Origin of the sequence: Enterobacter genomosp. O (genome assembly GCF_001022965.1) — a bacterium.
In the GTDB taxonomy this organism is placed as follows: Bacteria; Pseudomonadota; Gammaproteobacteria; order Enterobacterales; family Enterobacteriaceae; genus Enterobacter; species Enterobacter cloacae_L.
Genome location: NZ_LECZ01000026.1, coordinates 524319 through 537775, shown reverse-complemented (window position 1 = coordinate 537775; position 13457 = coordinate 524319). Strand labels below are relative to the sequence as shown.

Genomic DNA, 13457 nt, shown 5'->3' with positions numbered 1-13457 from the left:
CATCCCTGTCCCTTAGAAAGCCACTGATACGCGGTAATAAATCGTGAGGTGGTCCGGCCCCAGCCAGTCCGGATACGCCATCGGTGTGCCAACGGTAAACTGGCTTGAGTAGTTACGATGAGCCGTCGTAAGACCAAGCGCGGCGCCCCACAGCGTGCCGGAGGCGTAACGGTCGAAACCGTCCTTCTTCAGCCAGCCGCCATCGATTGCCGCCAGCAGGCCGACATCCCCCACCCACGGCAGCGTAAAGAGCGAATAATTCAGCTCATTTCGCCAGTAGCCGCCGTTATCGCCGGAGATGTACTGCTCCTTAAAGCCGCGCACGGAGGCTTCGCCGCCCAGCGTCAGCCGCTCGCTGCCGTACAGCCGGTCCGGCGACCACTGAAAGTAGACGCTGGTCAGCCACCACAGCCTGTCCGCAACGGGGCGCTGAAAGCTGCCGTTTACGCTCCATTTGCGAAACTCTGCTTTCGGCACATCGCCATGTTTGTCGGTATCATCTTCTGCGCCAAACCACGGTACCCCCTGAGTAAAGGTCGGGTTCAGGGTCGCCACGCCGGAGGCGATTTTTTGCGTGTGGTTAAGGCCCAGTGAGAAACTGGAGAGCTTGCGGCTGCTGGTGGCCAGCAGAACATCGTCGAGATAGTTATGGTTGATGCGGTGCGTGAGGCCCGCCGACACGCCGGTTTTGATATCGCCATTGCGGAACAGCACCCAGGAGCCCGTCAGGCGGTGCGTCTCGGTATCCCCCGTCGAACGCCAGAGATAACCGTTATTGTCGATGGTGCTGAGGTAATTGCTCCAGCTGTAGCTGTAGTCCAGCAAGCCGTAGCCGTAAGGTACGCTGACCCCGGCGGCAAAATTCTGCGCATCATGGCTATTCGAAAAATCGCTGCTGCGCCCGCCGCTGACAAACCACTTATCCGCCAGACCCAGCAGGTTATTGCCGTACACAGCGCCATTGAGCTGTCCGGTTCCGGTGCTCTTTTGTCCGCTGTTATCGAAACTCACTGTTCCGCCGAGCGGGAATTCTGGCGTAGCCGTCAGATTAACGATCGAGTAGCCCTGCCTGTCGCCGGGCAAGATTTCTATTTCAACCGGCGTCTGGCGCACGCGATTGAGCTGCTCCATCCCCTGTTCGATATCGCGCAGGTTCAGAATTTTTCCTTCGAGCCCGGGGAAGGTCATGTTCAGGGTACGCGCCGGAACGCCTTCAAGTCGTATTTGCTGGAGCTTACCTTCCAGAACCGCGAGCTGGAGAACACCACCGGAGAGATCCTGTTCGGTCAAAAACGCACGGCTGGTGATATAGCCCCGGCTGATGTACCAGTCAGACACGGCGTTAGTAAGGGTATTTAAACGGGCAATATCAAGGCACTGATTCAGCCACGGCGCAACCAGCCGTTCTTTAGCTGACGGAGACAGAAGGCTGGCCCCCGTCAGTTCGATGCGCGAGATAGCAAAACAGGGGCCTTGTGGCGTCGCGGTACTGTCGGGCTGAACGGGACGCGGTAACACCACGCTGCGCTCCAGCTCTTCACGCTGGCGCTGGTTTTCATCCAGCAGCTGCTGCTGTTGCTGCTGAATGGTATTGCGGTCGGCCGGCGACAACGGGGCGGCGAGTACGATGCCTGGCACCAGTAACACGATGGCTGTCAGCAGCGTGCGTGCTGATGTTTTCCCTAACACTATTTACTCTCCGCTCAAAGTCCGCTTTCAAACTTGACTGTTAAAAAACGAGCAACTTATTTCAAAAAGTAAATAGTGTAAATATCAATAAAGAAAATAAGGATATTTCTGGCGCATTTTCAGAATTTTGCAGGGATAAATCTGAAGCAATATTAAAGAAATCCCCCATCGCGCCGATCATCATCCGTGTGTATTATTTCCTGTAGCGTTGACCACAACTATCCTTAACTCAAATACTTAAGCGCCAAAGCGAAAGGCATCATGAGCACACCGATCAAACGGCTAGAAATCATTAAAAATGCCATTGAGCTGGAAGATGACGACATCATCCACAGCCAGCTGACACGCCTGAAAAATGAAGCGTTTGACGATGAGCTACAGGCAATCGTCGTGGCGCTTGAGGAGAAGAACTACACCGCGGCGATGGCGGCCATCGTTGCCTGGCTGCAGGGCCAGCGCGCGGTTACCCCGTGGCGCGACCCGCAGGTGGCTGCCAGCAAGCTGGAGCTGAAGGCGCTGGAAGAGCGCCTGCGCGATCTGATAGACCGCCGCAACGCGCGGGTGCAGCAGCTTGACGAGTTCAACGATCTCTATTTCTCCCGCCTGGGTCCCCTGATGCAGCAGATCCTCGCCCTGCGTAAAACCCTGGCGGAGCTGAACCTGCGGCGTCAGCAGGCGGAGGCGCGTCGTCGCGAGGAAGATTATCGCCGCTGCCAACGCTACATGGCGCAGGCGGTTGAGGTGCTGGCGACGCTCACCCAGCGCTGGCGCGATCTGCCTGCGGATTCCATACAGGCCGCCGAAGCGCGCAAGCATCTGGCGCAGCAAAGCGATCTGATTGCCAACCTGCTGGCCGAGGCGCTGGAGCTGGAGAGCGGCTTAACGCGCGAAGAGGAGCCCGCGCGCCAGGCGCGCGACGAGGCCAACGAAGAGTACGAGAAGTATCGCGAGCAGCATCACGATGCCGAAGTGCGGCTGCGCAAGGGCAAAGATCTCTCGGAAGAAGATCGGAACGAGCTGAAGCGTCTCTGGCGGCAGGCGAGCAAGCTCTGCCACCCTGACCTGGTGGCGGACGACCTGAAAGAAGAAGCCAACGCGATGATGGTGCAGCTCAACCAGGCGAAGCAGCGCGGCGACGTTAAATCCATTCGCTCTCTGGTTGCCCGACTGCAGCAGGGCTTCGAGCCGCTGATGGCCAGCGACAGGCTGAACGATCTGGAACGTATCCGCAAAAAAATGGCGCAGGTGCGCGAGCAGATCGACATTTTAGTGAACGAGCTGGCGGAGCTGGAGAAAGAGGAATCGTGGCTTCTGGTTTCGTCGCTGAGCAATATGGAAGCGTACTTCGCTCAGCAGGAGAAAGCGCTGCACGAGGTCCGCGCCTCGCTCGAACATCAGGTGAACGAAGCGCAGCTGGATTCCGCCGCGTGACTACTTGGCGTGCCAGTATGCGCTAGCACGCACCAGCTGGGGGTCAATCGCGTCGGTTTCAAACTGACGGCTCAGCGTTTTCACCACCTTCCCTTCGCCGGTCAGCCAGATGAAATAGTCCTCCGCCGGAACGCTCAGCGCCGCCAGATGGTCTGCAACCACCTGCTCGCTGTGGCCCACCACCCAGGTGATGTCGAACGCGCTCAGGTGCGCCAGATACTCTTTATAAGCTTCGTCTCCAACCGTCACTACCGCATGAACCTCCGGGCGAACCGGCAGTTTAGCAATGCCCTCTAAGCGTCGGCGCAGCGCGGGCATGCCGGATTCATCGCACACGTACAGCTGCCAGGCGTAATCTTCCGGCACAACCAGCGAACCGCGCGGGCCGCCGATGGTCAGCCTGTCGCCCACTTTCGCCTCAACCGCCCAGCGGCTGGCAATGCCGCCGTCATGAACGAAGAAATCGAGCACCAGCTCATGACGGGCCTCATCGTACAGCGGCGTATAGTCGCGCGCCTGCGGACGCACGCCGTCGCCCCAGTCGATGCCTTCATCGGTAACCACCGGCGGCAAAAACGTTGCCCCGGGCGCCGGGAAAAAGACTTTGGTATGGTCGTCGAAACCGCGGGAGCTAAAGCCCTCCAGCGCCTCGCCGCCTAAAACAATGCGCTGGAAACCCGCGCTGGCGCGCTCAACGCGAAGCACCGTCAGCTCGCGAAAACGCAGGTCATTACGAACGCGCTGTGGGTAACGGGTAGATGCCATTTTTAGCCCCTTCTCTGGTGAATACGATATATCTAAATCAATTTTCAAATGATAATGATTACTAATAAGAAAAAATGCAAGATCTTTTAGATTGCATCTGAATATATCTTAGATATAGTTTAGATATATCAAATTGAAGGGCATATTATGCGACACGAACACGACGGCGGCGGGCGCCGACCGCGCTTTTTTGGCCACGGCGACCTGCGGCTGGTGATTCTCGACATCCTGACCCGCAGCGCGAGCCACGGCTATGAGCTGATCAAAGAGATAGAGAACCTGACGCAGGGGAATTACACCCCCAGTCCTGGGGTGATCTATCCGACCCTGGATTATCTTCAGGATCAGTCGTTTATCGCTATTACGGAAGAAGATAGCGGGCGTAAGCGAATTACGATTACCGCTGCGGGCCAGCAGTGGCTGGATGAAAACCAGGAGCAGCTTGAGCACATACGGGCGCGTATCAAAGCGCGTTCCGTCGGCTTTCAGCTGCGCAAAAACCCGCAGATGAAGCGGGCGCTGGATAACTTCAAAGCGGTGTTAGACCTGAAGGTGAATCAGGGAGAGCTCAGCGACGCGCAGCTCAGGCAAATCGTCGGGGTGATTGACCGCGCGGCGCTGGAGATCTCCCAACTGGATTAAGCCGGCGCGTGCTCGCTCACGCGGAAGACGCGTACCAGCTCTTTCAGGTGCATCGCCTGTTCGTTAAGCGAGGCCGCCGCCGCCACGGACTCTTCCACCAGCGCGGAGTTTTGCTGGGTGGTGGCATCAATCAGGCCAATCGCGCTGTTGATCTGGGAGATCCCCTCCGTCTGCTCGTGGCTGGCCTGGCGGATCTCTCGCAGGATCACATCCATCTCCTCCACGTTGCCCACCATCCCGTTGATCAGCGCGCTCGCTTTCTCGACCAGGTTCATCCCGTCCTGGGTCTGGCTGGTTGAGCTTTCAATCAGCTCGCGGATTTCGCTGGCCGACGACGCGCTCTTCTGGGCAAGCTGACGCACCTCACCGGCTACCACCGCAAAGCCGCGACCGTGCTCCCCGGCGCGCGCCGCTTCCACCGCCGCGTTCAGCGCCAGAATGTTGGTCTGGAAAGCAATGGCGTCGATCAGGTCGATAATGTCGGACATTCGGTTCGAAGTCTCGTTAATCAGGCGCATTTTGCTGGTCACCTGCTTCATCATCTCGCCGTTGTTTTTGACCACCGTGGCGGCATCTGCCGAGAGGTTGGTCGCTTCCCCGGTGTGCGAGGCCGTGTTTTTCACCGTCGCGGTGATCTGCTCCATTGAGGCGGCGGTCTGTTCAACGGAGCTTGCCTGCTCTTCCGTGCGCGCGGCCAGATCCTGGTTCCCGGCGACAATCTGCGCGGCTGCACTGGAGATATTCTCCGAGCCGGTTTGCACCTGCTGCACAATGTCCAGCAGACGCGTCTTCATCTCCATCAGCGCATGCAGCAGCAGACCCGTTTCGTCTTTGCCGTGCGGCGTGATGCTGCCGGTCAGGTCGCCCTCTGAAATCGCTTTTGCAAAATGCACCGCCTCGCCGAGCGGGCGGGTGATAGAACGCACGATGAACCAGCCAATCAGGCTGCCGACCGCGACGCTAAAGAGGGTGACCAGGATCAGCAGCAGGCGGTTAGACCTGAAATCCCCTTCCACCTGCGCGCCTGCGCTCTGCATCTCGCTGTTTTGAATGGCGATCAGCTCCTTCACCTTCGCTTTGTAAGCCTGCTGCACGGCGAGGGTCGTGGTCATCATCTCCTGAATGGCGCCCGCACGATTGTTGTTCTGCACCGCCTGCAAAATGCGGTAGCGTGAGTCCAGATACTGCTGGCGCACGCTGCGGATTTCCGCCAGCACCTGCTGAGATTGTTGATCCCTCAGCACGTTGTTCAGCTCGCCCAGGATCACCGTGATGTGCTCGCTGATCTCTTTCAGGTGCTGTTGAGATTGCCCGGTGTAAGTGCCCTGTTCGTCCAGCAGCATCAGCTGTTGAGTGCTAATAAATTCCTGGAAGTTATCGATTAACTGGTTCGCTTTTACCGTGGTTGGATAGTCACTGGTAATAATGGACTGCATCCCATTATTTGCCCGGTTCAGACTCAGCAAAGACAAGCTTGCGCTGATCGCCATCAGGACAATAAAGAACCCAAACGCCAGAAATAATTTCGTGCCGATCTTTACGTCATGTAGGAACATATTTTCTCCATCGATGTGATTATTTCTCAGACGATCGCTGTTATCGGTAACGAATTCGCTAACTTTATGACTTTGATCGTTTTTTTATTTCATAACCCTCACAATGGATAGGTAGAGACTATTAATATTGCTCCATCGATCGTTACCAGACCACCTGACGGGGCATTTTCGAAATAGCATTCTGAAGAATTGACTTAGGCGGGAATAAATAACTGAGGTACTTTTTTTAGTTATTTAATATTAAGTTAACAACAAACCACATTAATAGTCACATCTATAGAGTAGAAAAGCCGATTATGCCTTACGGTATAAACGGCTTTTCTGGAACATCGCGGCTTAATGGAGCACGGTTACAGCATCCTTGAGACGTCCGGCGCGGTGTTTCACCATGGCAGAAATGTGCGCGCTCTCCTCGACCAGGTCGGCGTTTTTCTGCGTGATGCTGTCGAGCTCGGCCACCGCGCGGGTTAACTCTGACAGCCCGGTTGCCTGCTCGGACGTCGCGTGGCTGATCTGGGCGATCAGCTGCGTCACGTTTTTCACCTGCTCGACAATATCATCCATCGTTCGGCCTGCGGCGTGCACCTGCTCAGAGCCGGACTGCACCTTGCTGGCGCTGGCATCAATCAATTTACGAATATCATTCGCTGCGCTGGCGCTGCGGCTGGCGAGGTGGCGAACTTCGCCCGCGACCACGGCAAAGCCTTTCCCCTGCTCGCCTGCCCTTGCCGCCTCAACTGCCGCATTCAGCGCCAGAATATTGGTCTGGAAAGCGATATCGTTGATCAGGGACGTAATCGAGCCAATTCGCTGCGTGCTGTCGGCGATGTCATCCATGGTCTTGACGACGGTCTGCATCGCGTTGCCCCCTTTCGTCGCCGCGCCGCTGGCGGCGACCGAGAGTTTATCCACCTCGGCGGCGGTTTCAGAGTTACTCTGAACGGAAGCGGCCATCTGGTTCATTGTCGCGACGGTCTGCTGCACGTTGGCCACGGTTTGACGCGTACGATCGTTGAGATCTTCATTGCCCTGCGCCAGCCTGTCGCTGCCGTCGCGGACGCTCACCACCTGGCTCGACACGTCATTGATCAACCAGCGGCACATCAGGCCCAGCTGCCCTACCGCGCGCAGCGTCAGCCCCAGTTCGTCGCTGCGGTTCAGATGCTGCACGCTGTTGCGCTCGCCGGTTGCGACCTTCAGCGCCTGTCGCGCCACATTCTCTACAGGTCGGACAATCTGTTGCTCAAACAGCAGCGTCCCCAGCAGCATCACCACCGCGGCAGCGGCGAGCGGCGTCCAGCCAGCGTTGGTCGCGACCAGCGAGGCGGCGAGCAGGGCAAAGAGCGCTGCCATCACGCCGCGCACGCGCCAGCGCAGCGGCATGGCCGGCAGTTTACCCAGCCAGCCCTTTCCCACCACCAGCCCTTTATGAATACGTTTTTTACAGCGCCCGTCATTCAGCGCCCGGTAGAGCGGCTCCACGGCGGCAATCTCTTCCGCTGTGGCCTTCGTGCGGATCGACATATAGCCCGTCACCTGCCCGCGGCGCACCATCGGCACCGCGTTAGCACGCACCCAGTAGTGGTCACCGTTTTTACGCCGGTTTTTGACGATCCCGCTCCAGGGCTCGCCCTGCTGCAGCGTGTACCACATATCGGCAAACGCGGCTTTTGGCATATCAGGGTGGCGCACCATATTGTGCGGCTGGCCCGTCAGCTCATCGAGCTGGTAGCCGCTCACCTGTACAAAAGTGTCGTTGGCGTGGGTAATGTAGCTGTGGACGTCTGTGGTAGACATTAAGGTGGTGTCATCGTCCAGAGGATATTCATTCTGGGTGACATAGGTTGGAGAGGACATCGTGGGCATCCCTTGCAGGTTATTTGAATGTTAATTTTGTGGGTCATTGTTATTTCGGCGGTAAACAATTTATCTTTAGTTGTTAAACATGATGAAGATCGCAGATTTGACTTAAACCATACTTTTTGTACGATTTTATAATTCATTGATTTCAAATACTTTCGGTAAGAAATTACCCACAAAGTAGGATTAGTTAATGCTCGCTAAAGTCGCAGCACGCGCACTGCTTTAGTGCAGCCGCCCCTTTCATCCCTTCTTGATGCGCTCTGCCGTGTCCCGCTAAATCCCGTTTCGGTTGTATCGGCATGATTAAATATTGCGCAACATTATTTTAACCTGGCGTTTATCCCGATTTTCGTTAAGGCATCTGAAGTGGCGTAATCCCTGCAATACTTAACTCAGTATCATGTGATACGCGATCCCCGGGAGCACATTTTGAACAGGTTACCTTCCAGCGCCTCGGCTCTTGCCTGTACCGCGCACGCACTGAATCTCATTGAGAAGCGAACGCTCGATCATGAGGAGATGAAACAACTTAACCGAGAGGTCATCGATTACTTTAAAGAGCATGTAAATCCTGGTTTTCTGGAGTATCGCAAATCTGTTACCGCCGGCGGGGATTACGGAGCCGTAGAGTGGCAAGCGGGGAGTCTTAACACGCTTGTCGACACCCAGGGACAGGAGTTTATCGATTGCCTGGGTGGTTTTGGCATTTTCAACGTGGGGCACCGTAATCCAGTTGTGGTTTCCGCCGTACAGAATCAACTTGCGAAACAACCTCTCCATAGCCAGGAGCTGCTCGACCCGCTTCGCGCCATGCTCGCGAAAACGCTGGCGGCCTTAACGCCCGGCAAGCTGAAATACAGCTTCTTTAGCAACAGCGGCACGGAATCGGTCGAAGCGGCGATTAAGCTCGCCAAAGCGTACCAGTCGCCGCGCGGGAAATTCACCTTTATCGCCACCAGCGGCGCGTTCCACGGTAAGTCCCTGGGCGCACTGTCCGCTACCGCCAAATCCACCTTCCGCAAACCGTTTATGCCGCTGCTGCCGGGCTTCCGCCACGTGCCGTTCGGCGACATTAACGCCATGCGCACCGTGCTGACTGAATGCCGTAAAACCGGCGATGACGTGGCCGCGGTGATCCTGGAGCCTATCCAGGGAGAAGGCGGCGTGATCCTCCCCCCGCAGGGCTATCTGCCTGCCGTGCGTCAATTGTGCGATGAGTTTGGCGCGCTGCTGATCCTCGACGAAGTCCAGACCGGGATGGGGCGCACCGGCAAGATGTTTGCCTGCGAGCACGAGAACGTTCAGCCGGACATTTTATGCCTGGCGAAAGCGCTGGGCGGCGGCGTTATGCCGATTGGTGCGACGGTTGCGACAGAAGAGGTCTTCTCGGTGCTGTTCGACAACCCGTTCCTGCATACCACCACCTTTGGCGGCAACCCGCTGGCCTGTGCGGCGGCGCTGGCGACCATCAACGTGCTGCTGGAGCAAAACCTGCCTGCGCAGGCCGAGCAGAAAGGCGACATGCTGCTGGATGGCTTCCGCCAGCTGGGGCGTGAATATCCGGATCTGGTTCAGGAGGCGCGCGGCAAAGGGATGCTGATGGCCATTGAGTTTGTTGATAACGAAATCGGCTACAGCTTCGCGAGCGAGATGTTTCGCCAGCGGGTGCTGGTCGCCGGCACGCTGAACAACTCGAAAACCATCCGCATTGAACCGCCGCTGACGCTGACCATTGAACAGTGTGAGCAGGTGCTGAAAGCGGCGCGCAAAGCGCTGGCGGCGCTGCGCGTGAGCGTGGAAGAGGCGTAATCAACGCCGGGTGGCGCTACGCTTACCCGACCAACCAAATACTGCATATGCAGGCCCGGTAAGCGTAGCGCCACCGGGCTGCTTTTTATCGGTGGAACTCCGCCACCGTCATGGTGAAGCGAAGTACAGTATCGCCTTCATTGGCATAGCCGTGCGCGGCTTCCGTTTTCGCCACCGCCGACGCCCCGGCAGCCACCTGCGTTACCGTCTCGTCCACCGTCAGGGTTAACATACCTTCGTTCACGTGCAGCAGCTCAAAGGTTCCCGCCGGATGCCCCGAAGAGGCAAAGCGCTCTCCCGGCCGCATCTCCCACTGCCATAGCTCAATCATATCCGGACCCGCGGTGCCCGCCAGAAGCCTGGCGTAACCGCCCCGTGCGCCCTGCCACAGCACCGGAATCGCGGCTTCTTCGATAACGTGCACCTGCGGCTCGCTGGAGACGTTAACGATATCCGCCACTGAGATACCGAGCGCGGCGGCCAGCTTACACAAAATGGCGATACTGGGGTTGGCTGCGCCCTTTTCGATCTCCACCAGCATGCCTTTGCTGACGCTGGCGCGGCGGGACAGCTCATCCAGCGACAGTTTTTTCTCTTTCCGCCAGTTGCGGATGCGGTTCGCCACGGCCAGGCTTACCTGGGCAACGTCGGCGCCCTGCGTAGTCATTATATTGACTTTATCAGTCATTGGTCACTACCATGGTATAAAACAGTCAATACAGGATTATTTATGTCTCTCGTTACGCCGTCAATAGACTCGCGTCTTGCCGGGATTGCTCCTGGCTTTCGGGCGCTGAGCATTCTGGTTGAAGCTGCGCCGATTACCCACCCGGAGGTGGCGGCTGCCGCGCTGGCGCAGGCCTGCCAGCAGATGCTTAATGATGATGTTCCCTGGGCTGATGCACACCTTTCAGGCTGGGATGAGGTGTTTAAAGCCTTCGGGGCGAAACCGAAACGCACGCCCTGCTCGGCATCGGCCCTGCGTAAGCGGGTGCTGAAAGACGGATCGCTGCCGCCGCTGGACCCGGTAGTGGATATTTATAACGCGGCGAGCATTCGCTACGCCATTCCGGTTGGCGGAGAAAATCTCGCGGCTTATTCAGGCGCGCCGCGTCTGACGCTGGCCGACGGCAGCGAGCCGTTTGATACCTTCAAAGAGGGACAGCCGGTGGTGGAACATCCGGAACCGGGCGAGGTTATCTGGCGCGACGATCTCGGCGTCACCTGCCGCCGCTGGAACTGGCGCCAGGGGATACGGACGCGTCTGGACAGCCAGGCGCAAAACATGTGGTTTATTCTTGAAAGCCTGCCGTCGATGCCGCTTGCGGCGCTGGAAGAAGCGGGTGCGGAGTTGGTGGATAACCTGCAGCGGCTGATGCCGGGAGCCACTGCTCAGGTTCAGCTGTTGGAGCTGTCCTGAACAACGCCGGGTGGCGCTAACGCTTACCCGGCCTACTGCACTATTCCACATCCCGTAGGCCCGGTAAGCGCAGCGCCACCGGGCATGGCCGTTACTCCGGCAACAACCCCACAAAGCTGCGCTTTTTGCGCGGCTCCGACATTAATTCTTCAAGCTTATCCACGCACGCCAGATAGTGCGGGGTTTTCTTGTGCGCCAGCACCGCCTCTTCGTCTTTATAGGCCTCGTAGATAAAGAACCGGGTTTTCACGCGCGGGTCCTGCAATACGTCAAAGCGCAGGTTTCCCGGCTCCTGAATCGCCCCCTCGTGGTTGGCGCGAAACACCTCCAGAAACTCGTCCACCCGCTCGGGCTTAATGTTGATTTCAACCAGCGTCACGTTCATTGTGCTTCTCCCTGTTTCTCTTCCTGCCAGAACTGGAACGCCTCCCGGGCGCTCATGTTCTCGTGTACCACTTTTTTCACCGCCTTCAGCATGGCGAGCGGCGCGCTGGACTGGAAGATATTGCGCCCCATGTCCACGCCGGAGGCGCCCTGGTCGATTGCGCGCCAGCACATCTCCAGGGCCTCGTGCTCCGGCAGCTTTTTGCCGCCGGCGATGACGATCGGCACCGGGCAGCTGGCGGTCACTTTTTCAAAGCCCTCGTCCACGTAGTAGGTTTTGACGAATTGCGCCCCCATTTCGGCGGCGATGCGGCTGGCGAGCGAGAAATAGCGCGCGTCGCGCGCCATCTCTTTCCCCACGCCCGTCACCGCCAGCGTCGGCATGCCGTAGCGCGCGCCCGCGTCCACCAGCTTGATGATGTTGTTGATCGACTGATGCTCAAACTCGCTGCCGATATAGACCTGCGCCGCGACCGCGCAGACGTTCAGGCGCAGCGCGTCCTCCATCGCCACCGCCACGCACTCGTTGGAGAGTTCACCCAGAATCGAGTTACCGCCGGAGGCGCGCAGCACCACCGGCTTATTGGTGGCGGCTGGCACCTGACTGCGCAAAATACCGCGCGTACACATCAGCACGTCGGTTTCGCCGAACAGCGGCGCGATGGAGAGATCGATACGCTCAAGCCCGGTGGTTGGCCCCTGGAAGTAGCCGTGGTCAAAGGCCAGCATCACCGTGCGGTTGCTTTGCGGGTTGAAGATGCGCGCCAGCCTGGACTGCATGCCCCAATCCAGCGAGCCGCAGCCCTTCAAAGTGAACGGCACATTCTGCTGCGGCGTACCGATGCCAAAATCCTTGCCGTCTTTGATGTCGTCTAAATCAGCCATTTGCTCCCCCGTCAGAAATCGTATTTGTTGATGTTCTCTTTGGTGAACACCACGCGCTCCGGCAGCAGCACGATGCCGTTGCCCTTCGCCTCATACTGGTAGCCCTGCACGCTGTTCGGCTCGACCTTCAGCGCCCCGATGTCTTTTACGTCCACGCTGTCACCGACGTTAAGATCGCCTTTTTTCAGCAAACGATCGGCGACATTGACCGCAATTTTGCCCTGCTGTACGACATCCCACAGGCCGAAGGCTTTTACCGTGCCGCGCTCCACGTACGGGCGCATCACGTTCGGCGTGCTGAAGCCGACAATCGCTACCCCTTCCCGCTTCAGGTTTTCTGCCGCCTGTGCGGCGGCTGGAAGCGCGTTGGCGTCCGGGGCGATGATGGCATCCAGATCCGGATACGCTTTTAAGATCCCCTCGGCGGTTTGCAGGGATTTGGTGGCGTCGTTATAGCCAAACTGCGTGGTGACGACCTGCCACTGCGGATGGTCTTTCTCGATTTTGGCCTTCGCCTCTTTCACCCACTGGTTCTGGTCGGTGACGGTGGGGCTGGAGTAGAAGAACGCCACTTTGGCATTCGGTTTGGTGACCTGCTTGCCCGCCATCTCCACCAGCAGGCCACCCAGCTGTTCCGGTGTCCCCTGGTTGATGTAGATGCTGCGGCACTCCGGCTTGGTGTCGGAATCCCAGGTCAGCACTTTGACGCCGCGCTGCATCGCGCGCTTCAGCGCCGGGCAGAGGCCGTCCGGCGACACGGCGGAGACGATGATGGCGTTATAGCCCTGGTTGACGAAGTTATTGATGAGCTGCACCTGGCCGGAGACGCTCGGCTCGGTTGGGCCGTCGTAGGTGACGTCCACGCCAAGATCTTTCCCCGCCTCTTTCGCGCCGTTGCCGCCGCTGGTGAAAAAGCCGACCCCGACCAGCTTCGGGATAAAAGCAATGCGGTCCGCCGCCTGCGCCGAGGCGAAGCTGAGGGCCATTGCCAGGACGAACAGTTTTGTTTTCAT

General features: G+C 58.0%; 12 protein-coding genes. 4 read left to right on the top strand and 8 right to left on the bottom strand.

Annotated elements, in window-relative coordinates:
- Positions 1 to 12: 12 nt before the first annotated feature.
- Positions 13 to 1689 carry a ShlB/FhaC/HecB family hemolysin secretion/activation protein gene (locus ABR39_RS16360; protein ID WP_047347774.1) on the bottom strand — a complete coding sequence of 559 codons (1677 nt, stop codon included), beginning with the start codon at positions 1687 to 1689 and terminating at the stop codon, positions 13 to 15.
- A 261-nt stretch (positions 1690 to 1950) separates the two neighbouring features.
- Between ABR39_RS16360 and ABR39_RS16355 the strand changes: the two genes are divergently transcribed.
- A complete protein-coding gene (locus tag ABR39_RS16355; RefSeq protein ID WP_047347773.1) occupies positions 1951 to 3120 on the top strand; it encodes a DNA repair protein in 1170 nt (389 codons plus the stop codon).
- Here ABR39_RS16355 and ABR39_RS16350 read toward each other — a convergent pair whose 3' ends face one another.
- Positions 3121 to 3885: a siderophore-interacting protein gene (locus ABR39_RS16350; RefSeq protein WP_047347772.1), complete on the bottom strand. Its 765-nt coding sequence runs from the start codon at positions 3883 to 3885 to the stop codon at positions 3121 to 3123.
- A 147-nt stretch (positions 3886 to 4032) separates the two neighbouring features.
- On the opposite strand from ABR39_RS16350, the gene ABR39_RS16345 reads away from it, so the two are divergent.
- Entirely contained in the window at positions 4033 to 4527 is a 495-nt protein-coding gene (locus ABR39_RS16345) for a PadR family transcriptional regulator (RefSeq protein WP_047347771.1), read from the top strand.
- Here the strand turns inward: ABR39_RS16345 and ABR39_RS16340 are convergent.
- Both ABR39_RS16340 and ABR39_RS16335 read right to left on the bottom strand, forming a co-directional pair.
- Positions 4524 to 6083, bottom strand: a complete 1560-nt coding sequence (locus ABR39_RS16340) for a methyl-accepting chemotaxis protein (RefSeq protein ID WP_047347770.1) — start codon at positions 6081 to 6083, stop codon at positions 4524 to 4526. The two genes, ABR39_RS16345 and ABR39_RS16340, sit on opposite strands and share 4 nt — an antisense overlap.
- A gap of 336 nt (positions 6084 to 6419) precedes the next feature.
- Positions 6420 to 7940, bottom strand: a complete 1521-nt coding sequence (locus ABR39_RS16335) for a methyl-accepting chemotaxis protein (RefSeq protein ID WP_047347769.1) — start codon at positions 7938 to 7940, stop codon at positions 6420 to 6422.
- Positions 7941 to 8375: 435 nt separating this feature from the next.
- Here ABR39_RS16335 and ygjG point away from each other — a divergent pair, with 435 nt between their 5' ends.
- A complete protein-coding gene (gene ygjG, locus ABR39_RS16330) occupies positions 8376 to 9755 on the top strand; it encodes a putrescine aminotransferase (RefSeq protein WP_048339053.1) in 1380 nt (459 codons plus the stop codon).
- An 85-nt stretch (positions 9756 to 9840) separates the two neighbouring features.
- Here the strand turns inward: ygjG and ABR39_RS16325 are convergent, their stop codons facing one another.
- Positions 9841 to 10443, bottom strand: coding sequence for a helix-turn-helix domain-containing protein (locus ABR39_RS16325; RefSeq protein WP_047347767.1), 603 nt, complete (start codon positions 10441 to 10443; stop codon positions 9841 to 9843).
- A 42-nt stretch (positions 10444 to 10485) separates the two neighbouring features.
- Between ABR39_RS16325 and ABR39_RS16320 the strand changes: the two genes are divergently transcribed.
- On the top strand, positions 10486 to 11175 hold the full coding sequence (locus tag ABR39_RS16320; protein ID WP_047347766.1) for a B3/B4 domain-containing protein: 690 nt from the start codon (positions 10486 to 10488) through the stop codon (positions 11173 to 11175).
- 91 nt (positions 11176 to 11266) lie between these two features.
- On the opposite strand, the gene lsrG is transcribed toward ABR39_RS16320, so the two are convergent.
- From lsrG to lsrB, 3 genes are read right to left on the bottom strand one after another with little or no spacing between them, the layout of a single operon-like run.
- Positions 11267 to 11560: a (4S)-4-hydroxy-5-phosphonooxypentane-2,3-dione isomerase gene (gene lsrG, locus ABR39_RS16315; RefSeq protein ID WP_013098845.1), complete on the bottom strand. Its 294-nt coding sequence runs from the start codon at positions 11558 to 11560 to the stop codon at positions 11267 to 11269.
- Entirely contained in the window at positions 11557 to 12444 is an 888-nt protein-coding gene (gene lsrF / locus ABR39_RS16310; RefSeq protein ID WP_047347765.1) for a 3-hydroxy-5-phosphonooxypentane-2,4-dione thiolase, read from the bottom strand. The genes lsrG and lsrF overlap by 4 nt, the downstream gene beginning before the upstream one ends.
- Positions 12445 to 12455: 11 nt before the next feature.
- Positions 12456 to 13457, bottom strand: a complete 1002-nt coding sequence (gene lsrB, locus ABR39_RS16305; protein WP_047347764.1) for an autoinducer 2 ABC transporter substrate-binding protein LsrB — start codon at positions 13455 to 13457, stop codon at positions 12456 to 12458.

Coding starts and splice junctions, on each gene's coding strand:
- ABR39_RS16355 (WP_047347773.1), top strand. CDS start 1,951: ATGAGCACACCGATCAAACGGCTAGAAATCATTAAAAATGCCATTGAG.
- ABR39_RS16350 (WP_047347772.1), bottom strand. CDS start 3,885: ATGGCATCTACCCGTTACCCACAGCGCGTTCGTAATGACCTGCGTTTT.
- ABR39_RS16345 (WP_047347771.1), top strand. CDS start 4,033: ATGCGACACGAACACGACGGCGGCGGGCGCCGACCGCGCTTTTTTGGC.
- ABR39_RS16340 (WP_047347770.1), bottom strand. CDS start 6,083: ATGTTCCTACATGACGTAAAGATCGGCACGAAATTATTTCTGGCGTTT.
- ABR39_RS16335 (WP_047347769.1), bottom strand. CDS start 7,940: ATGTCCTCTCCAACCTATGTCACCCAGAATGAATATCCTCTGGACGAT.
- ABR39_RS16325 (WP_047347767.1), bottom strand. CDS start 10,443: ATGACTGATAAAGTCAATATAATGACTACGCAGGGCGCCGACGTTGCC.
- ABR39_RS16320 (WP_047347766.1), top strand. CDS start 10,486: ATGTCTCTCGTTACGCCGTCAATAGACTCGCGTCTTGCCGGGATTGCT.
- lsrG (WP_013098845.1), bottom strand. CDS start 11,560: ATGAACGTGACGCTGGTTGAAATCAACATTAAGCCCGAGCGGGTGGAC.
- lsrF (WP_047347765.1), bottom strand. CDS start 12,444: ATGGCTGATTTAGACGACATCAAAGACGGCAAGGATTTTGGCATCGGT.
- lsrB (WP_047347764.1), bottom strand. CDS start 13,457: ATGAAAACAAAACTGTTCGTCCTGGCAATGGCCCTCAGCTTCGCCTCG.